This window comes from Pseudomonas sp. 13159349, assembly GCF_013305685.1.
Classification (GTDB): domain Bacteria; phylum Pseudomonadota; class Gammaproteobacteria; order Pseudomonadales; family Pseudomonadaceae; genus Aquipseudomonas; species Aquipseudomonas asiatica.
This window is the reverse complement of record NZ_CP045553.1, coordinates 3,939,159-3,955,079: the sequence shown is the minus strand read 5'-3', so window position 1 is coordinate 3,955,079 and position 15,921 is coordinate 3,939,159. Positions and strand designations below refer to the sequence as shown.

The 15,921-nt window shown below is 62.4% G+C and carries 14 protein-coding genes; 3 read left to right on the top strand and 11 right to left on the bottom strand.

The window, feature by feature from the left end:
* Nucleotides 1-10: 10 nt before the first annotated feature.
* From nuoI to GEV38_RS18275, 9 genes are all read right to left on the bottom strand, one after another.
* Nucleotides 11-559 carry an NADH-quinone oxidoreductase subunit NuoI gene (gene nuoI / locus GEV38_RS18315; RefSeq protein WP_003251442.1) on the bottom strand — a complete coding sequence of 183 codons (549 nt, stop codon included), beginning with the start codon at nt 557-559 and terminating at the stop codon, nt 11-13.
* A gap of 11 nt (nt 560-570) precedes the next feature.
* Complete coding sequence (nuoH, locus tag GEV38_RS18310) at nt 571-1,578, bottom strand: NADH-quinone oxidoreductase subunit NuoH (protein WP_003251440.1); 1,008 nt, start codon at nt 1,576-1,578, stop codon at nt 571-573.
* Nucleotides 1,575-4,289 carry an NADH-quinone oxidoreductase subunit NuoG gene (gene nuoG, locus GEV38_RS18305; RefSeq protein WP_015271054.1) on the bottom strand — a complete coding sequence of 905 codons (2,715 nt, stop codon included), beginning with the start codon at nt 4,287-4,289 and terminating at the stop codon, nt 1,575-1,577. The genes nuoH and nuoG overlap by 4 nt, the downstream gene beginning before the upstream one ends.
* 132 nt (nt 4,290-4,421) lie before the next feature.
* Nucleotides 4,422-5,801 (bottom strand): NADH-quinone oxidoreductase subunit NuoF, encoded by a 1,380-nt coding sequence (nuoF, locus tag GEV38_RS18300; protein ID WP_015271053.1) that lies wholly within the window; start codon nt 5,799-5,801, stop codon nt 4,422-4,424.
* Nucleotides 5,798-6,295 (bottom strand): NADH-quinone oxidoreductase subunit NuoE, encoded by a 498-nt coding sequence (nuoE, locus tag GEV38_RS18295; protein ID WP_003251433.1) that lies wholly within the window; start codon nt 6,293-6,295, stop codon nt 5,798-5,800. The genes nuoF and nuoE overlap by 4 nt, the downstream gene beginning before the upstream one ends.
* Nucleotides 6,296-6,297: 2 nt before the next feature.
* The gene (nuoC, locus tag GEV38_RS18290; RefSeq protein ID WP_013973384.1) at nt 6,298-8,079 is read right to left on the bottom strand and encodes an NADH-quinone oxidoreductase subunit C/D; all 1,782 of its coding nucleotides are present in this window, start codon (nt 8,077-8,079) and stop codon (nt 6,298-6,300) included.
* A gap of 78 nt (nt 8,080-8,157) precedes the next feature.
* Nucleotides 8,158-8,835, bottom strand: a complete 678-nt coding sequence (locus GEV38_RS18285) for an NADH-quinone oxidoreductase subunit B family protein (RefSeq protein ID WP_003251429.1) — start codon at nt 8,833-8,835, stop codon at nt 8,158-8,160.
* A gap of 9 nt (nt 8,836-8,844) precedes the next feature.
* Nucleotides 8,845-9,258: an NADH-quinone oxidoreductase subunit A gene (locus GEV38_RS18280; RefSeq protein WP_054572491.1), complete on the bottom strand. Its 414-nt coding sequence runs from the start codon at nt 9,256-9,258 to the stop codon at nt 8,845-8,847.
* 383 nt (nt 9,259-9,641) lie between these two features.
* Complete coding sequence (locus GEV38_RS18275; protein ID WP_015271052.1) at nt 9,642-10,304, bottom strand: lysoplasmalogenase; 663 nt, start codon at nt 10,302-10,304, stop codon at nt 9,642-9,644.
* A gap of 524 nt (nt 10,305-10,828) precedes the next feature.
* On the opposite strand from GEV38_RS18275, the gene GEV38_RS18270 reads away from it, so the two are divergent.
* Together GEV38_RS18270 and GEV38_RS18265 are read left to right on the top strand one after the other, a co-directional pair.
* Nucleotides 10,829-11,071, top strand: coding sequence for a hypothetical protein (locus tag GEV38_RS18270; protein ID WP_054572492.1), 243 nt, complete (start codon nt 10,829-10,831; stop codon nt 11,069-11,071).
* 156 nt (nt 11,072-11,227) lie between these two features.
* Nucleotides 11,228-11,491 (top strand): DUF3077 domain-containing protein, encoded by a 264-nt coding sequence (locus tag GEV38_RS18265; protein ID WP_015271050.1) that lies wholly within the window; start codon nt 11,228-11,230, stop codon nt 11,489-11,491.
* 229 nt (nt 11,492-11,720) lie between these two features.
* Here GEV38_RS18265 and aceA read toward each other — a convergent pair whose 3' ends face one another.
* Together aceA and GEV38_RS18255 are read right to left on the bottom strand one after the other, a co-directional pair.
* The gene (gene aceA, locus GEV38_RS18260; protein WP_013973380.1) at nt 11,721-13,046 is read right to left on the bottom strand and encodes an isocitrate lyase; all 1,326 of its coding nucleotides are present in this window, start codon (nt 13,044-13,046) and stop codon (nt 11,721-11,723) included.
* A 489-nt stretch (nt 13,047-13,535) separates the two neighbouring features.
* Nucleotides 13,536-14,300: a secretin N-terminal domain-containing protein gene (locus GEV38_RS18255; RefSeq protein WP_013973379.1), complete on the bottom strand. Its 765-nt coding sequence runs from the start codon at nt 14,298-14,300 to the stop codon at nt 13,536-13,538.
* Between the two features lie 134 nt (nt 14,301-14,434).
* Between GEV38_RS18255 and GEV38_RS18250 the strand changes: the two genes are divergently transcribed.
* Nucleotides 14,435-15,877: a SulP family inorganic anion transporter gene (locus GEV38_RS18250; RefSeq protein ID WP_054572493.1), complete on the top strand. Its 1,443-nt coding sequence runs from the start codon at nt 14,435-14,437 to the stop codon at nt 15,875-15,877.
* Nucleotides 15,878-15,921: the final 44 nt, after the last annotated feature.

Sequence of the window (15,921 nt, the reverse complement as noted above, 5' to 3'; positions counted from 1 at the left end):
CTTTCTGTCCTTATGGGAGCAAGCTCTTCACGTTGATCGGCTCGGCTTCGTTCTGTGCAGAGCCCTTCGGCTTGCCAGCGATTGCCATGCCGGCAACACGGTAGAAGTTGTAGTCAGGGTTCTTGCCGGGGCCGGAGATCAGCAGATCTTCTTTCTCGTACACCAGGTCCTGACGCTTGAACTCGGCCATTTCGAAATCCGGAGTCAGCTGGATCGCGGTGGTCGGGCACGCTTCTTCACACAGGCCACAGAAGATGCAGCGCGAGAAGTTGATGCGGAAGAACTCCGGATACCAGCGGCCGTCCTCGGTCTCGGCCTTCTGCAGCGAGATGCAGCCGACCGGGCAGGCCACCGCGCAGAGGTTGCACGCTACGCAGCGCTCCTCGCCATCGGGGTCGCGGGTAAGGACGATGCGGCCGCGGTAGCGCGGCGGCAGGTACACGGGTTCTTCGGGGTACTGCAGGGTGTCGCGCTTGCGGAACCCGTGGGAGAACACCATTGCCAGGCTGCGCAGCTGGGTGCCGGTGCCCTTAACGATGTCGCCGATATACTTGAACATGGGTCAAATCCTCACTGGGCCGCGACGGCTGGCGTGTTGTAGAGCACGATCGCAGCGGTCACCAGCAAATTGATCAGGGTCAGCGGCAGGCAGAACTTCCAGCTGAAGTCCATCACCTGGTCATAGCGTGGGCGCGGGATCGATGCGCGCAGCAGGATGAACAGCATGATGAAGAACGCGGTCTTCAGCGCGAACCACAGGAACGACAGTTGCGGCAGGATGCCGAACGGGCCGTGCCAGCCGCCGAAGAACAGGGTTACCAGCAGCGCCGAGATGAGGATGATGCCGATGTACTCACCGACGAAGAACATGCCCCATTTCATGCCGGCATACTCGATGTGGTAGCCGTCGGCCAGTTCCTGTTCCGCTTCGGGTTGGTCGAACGGGTGACGGTGAGTCACGGCGACGCCAGCGATGAAGAAGGTACAGAAGCCGAAGAACTGCGGAATGATGAACCACAGGTTCTGGGCCTGGTATTCAACGATGTCGCGCATGTTGAACGAACCCACCTGCACCACCACGCCCATCAGCGCCAGGCCCAGGAACACTTCGTACGACACGGTCTGTGCCGAGGCGCGCAAGCTGCCCAGCAGGGCGTACTTGTTGTTCGACGACCAGCCGGCGAACAGCACCGCGTAGACCGACAGGCCGGCCATGGCGAAGAAGAACAGCAGGCCGATGTTCAGGTCGGCGACGCCCCAGGTCGGGGTGATCGGGATGACCACGAAGGCGATCAGCAGGGCGCTCATGGCCACTACCGGTGCCAGGGTGAAGATCACGCGGTCGACGAAGGGCGGGTTCCAGTCTTCCTTGAAGAACATCTTCAGCATGTCGGCAGCGATCTGGAACATGCCGAACGGGCCGACGCGGTTCGGACCGTAACGGTCCTGCCACCAGCCCAGCAGGCGGCGCTCGACGAAGCTGAGCAGCGCGCCGCAGACCACCACCGCCAGCAGGACCACGATGGCCCGCAGCACGGTCAGGATCACATCGATCACTTCGGGGGTGAACCAGCTCATTGTGCTGCCTCCTGCAGACCTTCGACGGATGCACCGAAGATGGCAGGCGGAATGCCGGCCAGGCCTTTCGGCAACGCGACCAGGCCAGCGCCCAGCTCTTCATTGATACGCAGCGGCAGGCGCAGAGCCACACCGGCAACGTTCAGGCTCAGCAGGGCACCGTCGTTGACGCCCAGGCGGTCGGCTTCGGACTTGGCCAGGGCCACGTAGGCTGCCGGGATGCGCTCTTGTACCGGTGCGGCGCGCGAGGAGCTTTCTTCGCTGCCGAACAGGTGGAAGAACGGCACGGCAGTCCAGGTACCACGGGCCGGGTTGAAGGCGCCCGGAATGGTATTGAACCAGTGCAGGCGGTCGCCTTGCGGTTCGATCAGGCGTACGCCCGGGTCACCTGCACGCAGGTGGCCACCGACCTCGTCCTGGAACTTGTTCCAGGCTTGCGGCGAGTTCCAGCCCGGCGACCAGGCGAACGGCACTTGCTGACGCGGTTCGGCCGAACCCGAGTAGCCTTCCATGGAGAAGGCGAACGCGGTGTCCTTGTCTTGCGGAGTACGCGGCTCGTGCACGCTGATGTTGGCGCGCATGGCGGTACGGCCGGAGTAGCGCAGCGGCTCACGGGCCAGTTTCATGCCCTTGATGCGGAACGCGGCGCTTGGCGCGGCGTTGACGATACCGGCCAGTTGCGGGGCGGCTTCGGCGCAGGCGCTGGTGACGTGATCCAGCTGGGTCCAGTCGACCGGCTTGTTCAGCAGGGTGGCACGCAGGGCGTGCATCCAGCGCCAGCCTTCGTGGATCTGGATGCTGCTGTCCAGGTATTGCGGGTCGAAGACCTGGAAGAAGCGCTGGGCGCGGCCTTCCTGGCTGACCAGGGTACCGTCGCCTTCGGCGAACGAGGCGGCCGGCAGCACCAGGTGGGCGCGGTCGACAGTCGGGGTTTTCGAGTGGTCGGCAACGATCACTACCTTGGCCGCGGCCAGGGCTGCATCGACCTTGGCGGCCGGTACGCGGGCGTACAGGTCGTTTTCCAGCACGACGATGGCGTCGGCCTTGCCGCTGATGACCGCGTCCAGCGCGGCATCGACCGACTCGCCACCGAGCATGGCCAGGCCGAGGCTGTTGGCTTCAGGCACCACCAGGCTCAGCGAGCCGTTCTTCTCGCGCAGCTTCAGCGCCTTGGCGATGTTGGCGGCGGCTTCGATCAGCGCGGGGTCGGCCAGCGAGGTACCGGCTACGACCAGTGGGCGCTTGGCCGCGACCAGGGCGTCGGCGATGCGCTGGGCCAGGGCTTTCGCTTCGGCGTCCAGGCCTTCGACGGCAGGGGCGCTCGGGTCGATGGCGTGGGCCACGGCGAAACCGATGCGGGCCAGGTCGGCCGGGGCGGCGTGCACGCATTCTTCGGCGACGTCGTCCAGCTTGGTTTCAGCCAGCGAAGCGATGAACAGCGGGTACAGCGCGTGCTGGCCGATATTCTTCACGGCGGCGTCGAGCCACGGCTGCACCTTCATCGCTTCGGCCATGGCCTCGGCCTTGCCCTTGGTGGCCTGGCGCACGGCCAGGGCGACGCGGGCAGCGGTCTGGGTCAGGTCTTCACCGAGCACGAACACGGCGTCGTGGTCTTCGATGTCGCGCAGGGTCGGGACCGGCAGCGGGCTGTTGTTCAGCACGTTCAGGGCCAGGCGTACGCGGGCCAGTTCGCCGGCTTCCATACCCGAGTAGAAGTACTCGGCACCGACCAGCTCACGCAGGCCGTAGTTGCTTTCCAGGCTGGCGCGTGGCGAGCCGATACCGACGATGGTACGTCCGCGCAGCAGGTCGGCGGCCTTGTCCAGGGCGGCGTCCAGGCCAAGCTTGGTGCCGTCGGCCAGGTGTGGCTGGCGTGGGCGATCCTTGCGGTTGACGTAGCCATAGCCGAAGCGGCCACGGTCGCACAGGAAGTACTGGTTTACCGAGCCGTTGAAGCGGTTTTCCACCCGACGCAGTTCGCCGTAGCGCTCGCCCGGGCTGATGTTGCAGCCGCTGGAGCAGCCGTGGCAGATGCTCGGGGCAAACTGCATGTCCCACTTGCGGTTGTAGCGCTCGGAGTGGGTCTTGTCGGTGAACACGCCGGTCGGGCAGACCTCGGTCAGGTTGCCGGAGAATTCGCTTTCCAGCACGCCGTCTTCGACGCGGCCGAAGTACACGTTGTCGTGGGCGCCGTAAACGCCCAGGTCGGTACCACCGGCATAGTCCTTGTAGTAGCGCACGCAGCGGTAGCAGGCGATGCAGCGGTTCATCTCATGGGCGATGAACGGGCCGAGGTCCTGGTTCTGGTGGGTACGCTTGGTGAAACGGTAGCGGCGCTCGTTGTGGCCGGTCATTACCGTCATGTCCTGCAGGTGGCAGTGACCGCCTTCCTCGCACACCGGGCAGTCGTGCGGGTGGTTGGTCATCAGCCATTCGACGACGCTGGCGCGGAACGCCTTGGACTCTTCATCGTCGATGGAGATCCAGGTGCCGTCGGAGGCAGGGGTCATGCAGGACATGACGATACGACCGCGGGTGTCGTTCTCGTCGGTGTACTGCTTGACCGCGCACTGCCGGCAGGCGCCAACGCTACCAAGCGCCGGGTGCCAGCAGAAATAAGGGATGTCGAGGCCGAGCGACAGACAGGCCTGTAACAGGTTGTCTGCACCGTTGACTTCGAGCGCTTTGCCGTCTACGTGGATAGTGGCCATTGTTCAAAGTTCTTCGTTGGCCCGCGTGAGCGGGCGTGGCTAATGGAAATCGGTGAGCTTGCGACACGCCACGATTTCTCGGGCCTGCCGGCAAGCTGGCGAGTGGCACGGACCACCCGCCTAATCATCTTGTTATGCGCCGACCACGATCGGCCCGGCCTGGATTGGCTTGGCCAGGTCGGGGCGCAGGGCATCGCCAGCCGCAGCTGGAGCGACACCGGCCTCGAACTCGGACCGGAAGTATTTGATGGCACTGCCCAGCGGCTCGACGGCACCTGGTGCGTGAGCACAGAAGGTACGGCCAGGGCCGAGGAAGTTGACCAGGCCCAGCAGCGTCTCGATGTCTTCGGCGCGGCCCTGGCCTTTCTCCAGTGCGCGCAGCATCTTCACGCTCCATGGCAGGCCGTCACGGCATGGGGTGCACCAGCCGCACGATTCGCGGGCGAAGAACTCTTCCATGTTGCGCAGCAGCGAAACCATGTTGATGCTGTCGTCCACCGCCATTGCCAGACCGGTACCCATACGGGTGCCGACCTTGGCGATGCCGCCGGCGTACATCTGCGCGTCGAGGTGCTCGGGCAGCAGGAAGCCGGTACCGGCGCCACCTGGCTGCCAGCACTTGAGCTTGAAGCCGTCGCGCATGCCGCCGGCGTAGTCTTCGAACAGTTCGCGGGCGGTGACGCCGAAAGGCAGTTCCCACAGGCCCGGGTTCTTCACCTTGCCGGAGAAGCCCATCAGCTTGGTGCCGTGGTCTTCGCTGCCTTCACGGGCCAGCGACTTGTACCAGTCGTTGCCGTTGGCGACGATGGCCGGGACGTTGCACAGGGTTTCGACGTTGTTCACGCAAGTCGGCTTGCCCCACACGCCCACGGCGGCAGGGAAGGGCGGCTTGGAGCGCGGGTTGGCGCGGCGGCCTTCCAGCGAGTTGATCAGTGCGGTTTCTTCACCGCAGATGTAGCGGCCGGCACCGGTGTGCACGAACAGCTCGAAATCGAAACCGCTGCCGAGGATGTTCTTGCCCAGCAGGCCGGCGGCCTTGGCTTCCTCGATGGCGCGGTTCAGGTTCTTCGCTGCGGTGGTGTATTCGCCACGCAGGAAGATGTAGCCACGGTAGGCCTTCAGGGCGCGGGCGCTGATCAGCATGCCCTCTACCAGCAGATGGGGCTGTTGCTCCATCAGCATGCGGTCTTTCCAGGTGTTCGGCTCCATTTCGTCCGCGTTGCACAGCAGGTAGCGGATGTTCATGGATTCGTCTTTGGGCATCAGGCCCCACTTCACGCCAGTGGGGAAGCCTGCACCACCGCGCCCCTTGAGGCCGGAGTCCTTGACGCTTTGCACGATGTCGTCGGCCGACATCTGCGCCAGCGCCTTGCGGGCGGCAGCGTAGCCGTTCTTCGATTCGTACTCGGCAAGCCAGACCGGCTCGCCGTCGTCACGCAGGCGCCAGGTCAGCGGGTGGGTTTCGGCCGTGCGCGCGATGCGGTTGGCCGGGCCGAAGGAAGTAATGGTCATACGTAACCCTCCAGCAATTTGGAAACACCAGCCGGCTGCACGTCACCGAAGGTGTCGTCGTCGATCATCAGCGCCGGGGCCTTGTCGCAGTTGCCCAGGCAGCATACCGGCAGCAGGGTGAAGCGGCCGTCGGCGGTGGTCTGGCCCAGGCCGATGCCCAGTTCGCTTTGAATCTGGCTGACCACGGATTCATGGCCGCCGATGTAGCAGACCATGCTGTCGCACACGCGGATGATGTGGCGGCCGACCGGCTGACGGAAGATCTGGCTGTAGAAGGTGGCGACACCTTCGACGTCGCTGGCCGGGATGCCCAGTACTTCGCCGATGGCGTGGATGGCGCCGTCCGGCACCCAGCCACGTTCCTTCTGGACGATCTTCAGGGCTTCGATGGACGCCGCGCGCGGGTCCTCGTAGTGATGCATTTCGTGCTCGATGGCCGAGCGCTCGGTTTCGCTCAGGGCGAAACGGTCTGTCTGGATAAGCGTGCTGTTCATGCTTAGCGGTCCACGTCAGCCATAACGAAGTCGATACTGCCCAGGTACGCAATGAGGTCGGCGACCATGCTGCCTTTGATCACCGAAGGGATCTGCTGCAGGTGCGGGTAGCTCGGGGTACGGATCCGGGTGCGGTAGCTCATGGTGCCGCCATCGCTCGTCAGGTAGTAACTGTTGATGCCCTTGGTCGCCTCGATCATCTGGAACGACTCGTTGGCCGGCATGACCGGGCCCCACGAGACTTGCAGGAAGTGCGTGATCAGGGTTTCGATGTGCTGCAGGGTGCGCTCTTTCGGCGGCGGCGTGGTCAGCGGGTGATCCGCCTTGTACGGGCCTTCCGGCATGTTGCGCAGGCACTGGTCGATGATGCGGATACTCTGGCGCATCTCCTCGACACGGACCATGCAGCGATCGTAGGCATCGCCGTTGTGGGCCAGCGGTACTTCGAACTCGAAGTTCTCGTAGCCGGAGTAGGGGCGGGCTTTACGCAGGTCGAAGTCGCAACCGGTGGCACGCAGGCCGGCACCGGTGGTACCCCAGGCCAGGGCTTCCTTGGTGTTGTACGCGGCAACGCCGATGGTACGGCCCTTGAGGATGCTGTTCTGCAGGGCGGCCTTTTCGTACTCGTCGAGGCGCTTGGGCAGCCATTCGACGAAGTCCTTGACCAGCTTGTCCCAGCCGCGCGGCAGGTCGTGGGCAACGCCACCGATGCGGTACCAGGCCGGGTGCAGGCGGAAACCGGTGATCGCTTCGATCACGGTGTACGCGCGCTGGCGGTCGGTGAAGGTGAAGAACACCGGGGTCATGGCGCCGACGTCCTGGATGTAGGTACCCAGGAACAGCAGGTGGCTGGTGATACGGAAGAACTCGGCCAGCATCACGCGGATGGTGTCGACCTTCTGTGGCACCTTGATGCCGGCCAGCTTCTCGACCGCGAGCACGTACGGCAGGTTGTTCATTACCCCGCCGAGGTAGTCGATACGGTCGGTGTAGGGGATGAAGCTGTGCCAGGACTGGCGTTCGGCCATTTTTTCGGCGCCACGGTGGTGGTAGCCAATGTCCGGTACGCAGTCGACGATCTCTTCACCGTCCAGCTGCAGGACGATACGGAAGGCACCGTGCGCGGAAGGGTGGTTGGGGCCGAGGTTGAGGAACATGTAGTCCTCGTTGGCGCCCTGGCGCTTCATGCCCCAGGCTTCAGGGTTGAAGCGTGCCGATTCCTCTTCAAGCTGCTGCTTGGCCAGGGTCAGGCTGTAGGGATCGAACTCGGTAGCGCGGGCCGGGTAGTCCTTGCGCAGCGGGTGGCCTTCCCAGGTGGGCGGCATCATGATGCGGCTGAGGTGCGGGTGGCCGGCAAAGTCGATGCCGAACATGTCCCAGACTTCGCGCTCGTACCAGTTGGCGTTCGGCCAGATACCGGTCACGGTCGGCAGGTTCAGGTCGCCTTCGCTGAGCGACACCTTGATCATCACATCGCTGTTACGCTCGATCGACAGCAGGTGGTAGAACACGCTGAAGTCGGCGGCTGGCAGGCCGCGGCGCTGGGTGCGCAGGCGCTCGTCGACGCCGTGCAGGTCGTACAGCATGCTGTACGGTTTGGCTACGCCGCGCAGGAAGCTCAGCACTTCCTTGAGCTGCTCGCGCTTGACCCACAGCACGGGCATGCCGGTGCGGGTTTCCTGGGCGACGAATGCTTCGGCGCCAAAACGGTTGTGCAGTTCGACGACCACATCCTGGTCGTCAGCCTTGTAGGGCGGAATGAAAATAGCGTTGTCCGCTGTCATGGTCTCGGTCGCTTTGGGTCAACGTTAAGAATGAAGCCAGGCCGCCGGCTCCAGGGGAGCGGGCGGCAGGTCGCTGGATCAGACTTCGTCGGGGCTGCGCAGGTTGGTTACTGCAATGCGCTGCTCACGACGCAGGTCTTTCTGGGCTGGCATCTCGGCACGGTAAATACCTTGATCACCAACAACCCAGGAAAGCGGGCGTCGTTCTTGGCCGATCGACTCCTGCAGCAGCATCAAGCCTTGCAGGAAAGCCTCAGGGCGTGGCGGGCAGCCGGGCACATAGACGTCCACGGGGAGGAACTTGTCGACCCCCTGAACGACCGAGTAGATGTCGTACATGCCGCCGGAGTTGGCGCACGAACCCATGGAAATTACCCATTTCGGCTCGAGCATCTGCTCGTACAGGCGCTGGATGATCGGCGCCATTTTGACGAAGCAGGTACCGGCGATGACCATGAAGTCGGCCTGACGCGGCGATGCCCGGATGACTTCGGCGCCGAAGCGGGCGATGTCGTGGGGTGCCGTGAAGGCCGTGGTCATTTCCACGTAGCAGCAGGACAGGCCGAAGTTGTACGGCCAGAGGGAGTTCTTGCGACCCCAGTTGACCGCGCCACGCAGCACATCTTCAAGCTTGCCCATGAAGATGTTCTTGTGGACCTGGTCCTCCAGCAGTTGATCGGTGACGGTTTCCCGTTCACCGACCGGGTACTGCTCGTTGGGCGCATCCGGATCGATTCTGGTGAGATTGTATTGCATGCCAAAGCCTCATTGTTTCAGCATCGCTTGCCGCTTGCGGCGACCTTCGGGAGCCCAATCAAGTGCCCCGACGCGCCATAGGTAGACAAGACCAGCCAACAGAATTGCTATGAAAACGAGTGCTTCGACGAATCCGGTCCAGCCGCTTTCGCGGACGGACACAGACCATGCAAAGAGAAAGAGGGCTTCGATATCGAAGATCACGAACAGCATCGCGACCAGATAGAATTTGGCGGACAGGCGCAGGCGGGCGCTGCCGACGGGCAGCATGCCGGATTCGAAGGGTTCGTTCTTGGCGCGGCCCCAGGCCTTGCTACCGAGCAGGCTGGAAAGGCCGAGCATGAAGGCGCACAGGCCGACGACACCCAGGAGGAAGATGGCAAAGCCCCAGTTGTGGGCGATGAGTCCTGCCGAATCGGACATGCTAGAGATCCTTATACAGAGACCCAGCTCTGCAGTCTGAAATAAGTGTAGAGCGGCGACCTGGTGTCGCACATGCAGTGACCAAATGTCGCAGCTGAATCAATCGCGCTGATTTTATGGGTAAACCCCGTGCAAGTAAAATTTCTGTAGCAAATTTATTCGTAGGATTAAGTACAAAAGCCGCTTGTAACTGGCTGAAAGCCTTGAGATTCGGGCATTGCGTGCGGTTTTGTTAATTATGTTTCCTGCGAATGGTAACGAATTGCAAGTTTCGAAATGATAATTAATATCATTTGATCTCATGTCTGATATTTCCGTTGTTCTGTGTCTTGTAAAGTTCATCTGGCGATTCCCCCTACTTGCAAATGCAAAAAACGCCTGTTCTAGCAGCTTCTGACGCCGCTTGCCCCGCCCTGGGTCAATACTTTACCGATTGAGCGATGACTGGCTGATGAAGCGATCGCCCATTGGCCGAGCCAGTAGGTGAGGATGATCAGGTACGGCGCGGCGGCGAACGGGCTGACGAAGCGGTCGATACCGATCAGGCTGTCGGAAAGCACGAACAGGCAGGCGCCGAGCGCGGCGAGCCCGCCACAGGCCAGGGCGCGCCAGAGCATGGCGCTGATGGCCAAGGCGTAGAGCACGACCGGGATCAGTAGTGGGCCGAGGCCGCGGCTGGCCAGTACGCCGAGCAGAGTGATGCCGGTGATGCCGCTCAGCAGCAGTGCGGGCAGGGCTGGGCGCAGGGTCTGGCTGCAATAGGCGCGCAGGTAGGCCAGGTGGGCGCAGAGGAAGGCAGCAAGGCCGAACACGAACAGGTCGGCGGGGATGGCCAGCAGGATGTCGCCGAGTACCGAGAGTGCCAGGCCTAGGGTGATCCACTGGCGATAAGGTGTGGCAGGGGTGCTGCGCAGCCAGGCGATCAGGGTCAGTACCGGGATCGGTTTGGCCAGGAGGGCGAGCAAGGTGTTGTCGCTGGCCAGTGCATATATATAGAGGGTGGCGGCGGCCAAGGCGAGAATCATCAGGTGGCTTGGGCGAGGCATGGGCGGTCCTTGCGGCTGGGCTGCCTCAAGCATAGACCTGATCGTGGGTTTTGCCGGTGATGCCTTTGGATTGTGTTGGGGCTGCCATGGGCTTGATGAAAGGAATGTGGCGCCTGTGAGACCGAGCGCCGCGCGGGCGGCGCTCGATCTATGCAACACCGCAAAAACCAAGGCAGGCACCTCGCCGCCCTGACGCAACCGGGCGCAGAACACCTGAGATGTCGGATTTAACCCCTTCCATGTAGGCCATTTCCCAAACATACTCTTGCCGCCTTTTTTCCGTTGCGGCTGCTGTGGCAGCGCTCTAGTCTCGGCGTGCCGTTGCACATCAACGACACGGCTTTGACAGGCCGGAATTGAAAGAAGGTGCACTCGCTTTGCCTCAATGGCGGCTGTGCGTGTGGGCACGCTCGCGTGCGCCGGTCTTTCTTTCTTTCCACCGGTCTGTCAACCCGCGCATAGCTGCCACCCAACCGTTTGACAGCGGGCGGATGGTAGCCAAACAGGAAAGAAAGGAGCGAGTCATGCTGAAAGTTGTCCCCGATCCACCCCACAACCCCCATTCCCTCGAAGACACCCTGATCCAGGCCACCGACTACGCACTGTGCGCGGCGACCGTGGTGCATAAGGCCTTGCTGGTGCAGCCCAAATCACCGGCGTCGATCCTGATGATGACCTCGATGCATGAGCTTGAGGCGCTGCGGGCTTTGCTTGAGTCGGCATTGATCCAGGTGCAGATGCCCGCTGAGCCTCGGACTTTGCACTGAGGCTTGAGTGATGTGTTGTCTGGGCGGGCCTCTTCGCGGGTGAACCCGCTCCCACAGGATCACCACAGTCTTCAAGGCTTGCACAGTCCCTGTGGGAGCGGGTTTACCCGCGAAAGGGCCCGTCCAGGCAGTCGAGAATTTTCAGGGGATTCAAAAATGACCACAGAAGACACCCAATTCACTGTCGGCAAGACCACGTTCTACCAAGGCGAAAACGGCACCCACCCACTGTTCCGCATCGAGTCAGGCATTCCCTGTCGTGACGCCCGCGAGCAGTCTTCGGAATTGATGGGTTACGTGCGCGAACTGACCATCACCGGCCTGATGGATGAGAAACCGATGATGATCTGGGCCGCCCACTATCTGAGCGCGATGGCCAAGGCGCTGATGGATGATGCGGAGCTGGGCATGAAGCACTGAGGTATTGCAGGGCTTCGCGATTGCTTTGTAGGAGCGGCCTTGTGTCGCGAAAGGGCCGCAGAGCGGCCCCAGGATTTAAGCATCGAGGCAAAAAATGCTGGGGCTGCTTTGCAGCCCTTTCGCGACACAAGGCCGCTCCTACAGGTTCCGTGTATTTCTGGGTACAGACCCAAAAGAAAGGCCCGGGGCTTTAACAAGCCTCGGGCCTTTCTTCAACAGCAACCCACTATCAGTGGAACTGCTCTTCCTCGGTCGAACCGGTCAGTGCAGTCACCGACGATGCGCCACCCTGAATCACGGTGGTCATGTCGTCGAAGTAGCCAGTGCCCACTTCCTGCTGGTGCGCCACGAAGGTGTAGCCTTTGTTGGCGTCAGCGAATTCCTGCTCCTGCAGCTTCACGTAGGCGGTCATGTCGTTGCGGGCGTAGTCGTGCGCCAGGTTGAACATGCCGTGCCACATGTTGTGGATGCCGGCCAGGGTGATGAACTGGTGCTTGTAGCCCATTGCCGACAGCTCGCGCTGGAACTTGGCGATGGTCGCGTCGTCCAGGTTCTTCTTCCAGTTGAAGGAAGGCGAGCAGTTGTACGACAGGATCTGGTCCGGATACTCCTTCTTGATCGCTTCGGCGAAGCGGCGGGCTTCGTCCAGGTCCGGCTTGGCGGTTTCGCACCAGATCAGGTCGGCGTACGGCGCGTAGGCCAGGCCGCGGGCGATGGCCTGGTCGAGGCCGGCGCGTACCTTGTAGAAGCCTTCACGGGTGCGCTCGCCAATCACGAACGGCTGGTCGTACGGGTCGCAGTCGCTGGTCAGCAGGTCGGCGGCGTTGGCGTCGGTACGGGCCAAGATGATGGTCGGCACGCCCGATACGTCAGCTGCCAGGCGCGCTGCCACCAGCTTTTGCACGGCTTCCTGGGTCGGTACCAGTACCTTGCCACCCATGTGGCCGCATTTTTTCACCGAGGCCAGCTGGTCTTCGAAGTGCACACCGGCGGCGCCTGCTTCGATCATGTTCTTCATCAGCTCGTAGGCGTTCAGTACGCCACCGAAACCGGCTTCGGCGTCGGCCACGATCGGTGCGAAGTAGTCGATGTAGCCATCGTCACCCGGGTTCTTGCCGGCTTTCCACTGGATCTGGTCGGCGCGGCGGAAGGCGTTGTTGATGCGCTTGACCACGGTCGGTACCGAGTCGACCGGGTACAGCGACTGGTCAGGGTACATGGACTCGGCCGAGTTGTTGTCGGCGGCAACCTGCCAGCCGGACAGATAGATGGCCTGGATGCCGGCCTTGACCTGCTGCACTGCCTGGCCGCCGGTCAGGGCGCCCATGCAGTTGACGAAATCTTTTTCTGGGCGGAAGGACGGGTGGGCACCTTCGGTGACCAACTTCCACAGTTTTTCTGCACCCAGGCGGGCCAGGGTGTGCTCCGGCTGCAGGGAGCCACGCAGGCGAACGACATCAGCGGCGGTGTAGGTACGGGTCACGCCTTTCCAGCGCGGGTTCTCGGCCCAGTCTTTCTCGAGGGCTGCAATTTGCTGTTCGCGTGTCAGTGCCATGGAAATAAACCTCGTCGCATCGATCTTGGGGTAATTGTGCTGATGCTCGGAGCAGATCAGGAGCTGGCGGCTGTCCTGTTCGCAGGAGTGCGGCGGCGAACGCGAAGGCTCGAAGGGGAAGGGTGTGCAGGCCAGGCGAAAGGATGCTCCGGCAGGTTGGCTCGTGGTTGCCTTGCTGCGGTGCTACGCGATTGCCAGTACTGCGGTGATGCGCTTCCGTCCCTCGGGACAACTTCTTCGTTGCAGTCGCAATCCCGTCGAACCGCCTTGTGGGCCGTATAGACACGAGACGCCTCCAGGGGTGGGAGGAGCGCGCCTCGAAGGCCCTTGCCAGGGCCCCTGATTAGCGGGAGCGAGGCCATCATGCCCTTGGGAAAAAGACCCTGTCAAATGTTTTGTAGTGGTTTTTTTCACTTACTACATCTTTGGTCTAATGCGACTTGGCAGTCAGTTTCAAGGCCTTTGGTCGAGGCCTTGAATTGCCTGGGATCAGTCGAGAAGGTCGACTTTGACGCGCAAAGTCATGTTTTCACCCCGTTGGGTGCTGTAACTGTGGCTTGATGCGCTACGGTCGGCTTGGCTCTGCTGGTTGTAGCCCGCCAGGGTGATCCATTCTCCGAGCTTGCCGGTGATGGTCGTGTCGGTGCTTTGTACTTTCACTACATCAGCACGTTCCTGGCTGATACGGTCATTATTGGTGCTTATTTGCAGACGAACCGTATCGCCACTCAAGCTGGGGGTGACGTAGAAACCTTGGGTCACGTTGCGGTATTCGGTATTGCTCTGGATGCGCCCGTAGCCGTCGGTGCTGGTGCTGGTGATCGGGATGCTCTGGCCAATCTGGATCAGCGCCGGCTGGCCTTCGCTGGCCTGAATCTGCTGCATGCCGCCGTCACGGTTGCTGGTGCCATAGTGGATGACGCGCGCGTTGCCACGGTTGTCCTGGAAGTTGCTGTCGTTGTTGTCGACGCTGATCAGCAGGCGCTTGGGTGCGGTATCCAGTTGTTGCAGCAGGGTGCGCAGGTCGTCGATGCGTTCGGGGCTGGCGTTGACGATCAGCTTGTTCTCGAAGGCGCTGACCGTGCCGTCCTTGCCGATGAATGCCTGGGCGGCGGGCAGCAGTTCGGCGCTGCTGCGGTGTTGTAGCGGCAATACCTCGGTGGCGGCCTGGGCAGTGAGGCTGGCGGCCAGCAGCAAGGCGGCGAATAGGGGGCGTAGCGGCATGTCCATGATCTCCGCAGGTGGAATGTTCATGATGGCAAATTTGCCCGGCTTCTGCTGGTTTCACGTTACAAAACCCCTTGAGCGGTGGCCGCTGTCAGACAAATTCCGTAACATCGCGCCCCTTGTTTTTGTACCGTCCGCCCGGACCGCCTCACAGGATGCCCATGAAACCCGCCCGACTTCGCGCCGACGTGCTCGCCGGCCTGACCACCTCGTTCGCCTTGGTGCCCGAGTGCATCGCCTTTGCCCTGGTGGCTCACCTGAACCCGCTGATGGGCCTGTATGGCGCCTTCATCATCTGCACCCTGACGGCGCTTTTCGGTGGTCGACCGGGGATGATTTCCGGTGCCGCCGGCTCGATGGCGGTGGTGATCGTTGCCCTGGTGGTGCAGCACGGTGCGCAGTACCTGCTGGCCACGGTTTTGCTGGGCGGCGTAGTGATGATGCTGTTCGGCTTGTTGCGCCTGGGCAAGCTGGTGCGGTTGGTGCCGTACCCGGTGATGCTCGGCTTCGTCAACGGCCTGGCCATCGTTATCGCCTTGGCCCAACTGGAACACTTCAAGGAGGGCGGGCACTGGCTCAGCGGTACGCCGCTGTACCTGATGATTGGACTGGTGGCGCTGACCATGGCGGTGGTCTACGTGCTGCCGAAGTTGACCCGTACGGTGCCGCCAGCGCTGGTGGCGATCCTTGGCGTTGGTTTGCTGGTGTACCTGCTTGGCCTGCCCACACGCACCCTGGGCGATATGGCGCGCATCGCCGGTGGCCTGCCGCAGCTGGCCCTGCCGGAGGTGCCGTGGAACCTCGAGACCCTCAAGATCATCGCCCCCTATGCGGTGCTGATGGCCATGGTCGGGCTGCTTGAGACCCTGCTTACGCTCAACCTGACCGATGAAATCACCGAGAGCCGTGGCTACCCGGACCGCGAGTGCGTGGCGCTGGGCGCGGCCAACATGGTTTCCGGCCTGTGCGGTGGCATGGGTGGTTGCGCGATGATCGGCCAGACCATGATCAACCTCAGCTCCAATGGCCGTGGTCGGCTATCGGGGGTGGTGGCCGGGGTTATGGTCTTGCTGTTCGTGTTGTTCCTGTCGCCGTTGATCGAGCGTATTCCGCTGGCGGCGCTGGTCGGGGTGATGTTCGTGGTGGCGCAGCAGACCTTTGCCTGGGCGTCTTTGCGGGTGCTGCACAAAGTGCCGCTGAGCGATGTGCTGGCGATCATTGCGGTGACCGTGGTCACGGTGTTCACCGACCTGGCCGTGGCGGTGCTGTTCGGCATCGTCATCGCGGCGGTGAACTTTGCCTGGCAGCATGCGCGGGAGCTGTATGCCGACAGCCATGAGGATGCAGAGGAGGGCAAGCATTACCAGGTGCATGGCACGCTGTTCTTTGCCTCGACTACGGTGTTCCTGAACCAGTTCGACCCGGCTAACGACCCGGACAAGGTGACCCTGGATTGCCAGCATTTGAGCTTTGTCGATTATTCGGCGATTGCGGCGTTGAAGACCTTGCGAGAGCGGTATGCGAGGGCGGGCAAGCAGTTGCGGGTGGTGCATCTGTCCGAGCGCTGCAAGAAGCTGCTGAAGCGGGCTGGGGAGCAGCACTGAGAAGGGTTGTTGCCTGTGCTGGCCTCTTCGCGGTTAAAGCCGCT

Bases quoted from the DNA above. Each gene is read 5' to 3' on its own strand.
- GEV38_RS18255 (WP_013973379.1), bottom strand. From the start codon at position 14,300: ATGAACATTCCACCTGCGGAGATCATGGACATGCCGCTACGCCCCCTA.
- GEV38_RS18280 (WP_054572491.1), bottom strand. From the start codon at position 9,258: ATGTCCGATTCGGCAGGACTCATCGCCCACAACTGGGGCTTTGCCATC.
- nuoF (WP_015271053.1), bottom strand. From the start codon at position 5,801: ATGACCATTACTTCCTTCGGCCCGGCCAACCGCATCGCGCGCACGGCC.
- GEV38_RS18265 (WP_015271050.1), top strand. From the start codon at position 11,228: ATGACCACAGAAGACACCCAATTCACTGTCGGCAAGACCACGTTCTAC.
- GEV38_RS18285 (WP_003251429.1), bottom strand. From the start codon at position 8,835: ATGCAATACAATCTCACCAGAATCGATCCGGATGCGCCCAACGAGCAG.
- aceA (WP_013973380.1), bottom strand. From the start codon at position 13,046: ATGGCACTGACACGCGAACAGCAAATTGCAGCCCTCGAGAAAGACTGG.
- GEV38_RS18270 (WP_054572492.1), top strand. From the start codon at position 10,829: ATGCTGAAAGTTGTCCCCGATCCACCCCACAACCCCCATTCCCTCGAA.
- nuoI (WP_003251442.1), bottom strand. From the start codon at position 559: ATGTTCAAGTATATCGGCGACATCGTTAAGGGCACCGGCACCCAGCTG.
- nuoE (WP_003251433.1), bottom strand. From the start codon at position 6,295: ATGAACAGCACGCTTATCCAGACAGACCGTTTCGCCCTGAGCGAAACC.
- nuoC (WP_013973384.1), bottom strand. From the start codon at position 8,079: ATGACAGCGGACAACGCTATTTTCATTCCGCCCTACAAGGCTGACGAC.
- GEV38_RS18275 (WP_015271052.1), bottom strand. From the start codon at position 10,304: ATGCCTCGCCCAAGCCACCTGATGATTCTCGCCTTGGCCGCCGCCACC.
- GEV38_RS18250 (WP_054572493.1), top strand. From the start codon at position 14,435: ATGAAACCCGCCCGACTTCGCGCCGACGTGCTCGCCGGCCTGACCACC.
- nuoG (WP_015271054.1), bottom strand. From the start codon at position 4,289: ATGGCCACTATCCACGTAGACGGCAAAGCGCTCGAAGTCAACGGTGCA.
- nuoH (WP_003251440.1), bottom strand. From the start codon at position 1,578: ATGAGCTGGTTCACCCCCGAAGTGATCGATGTGATCCTGACCGTGCTG.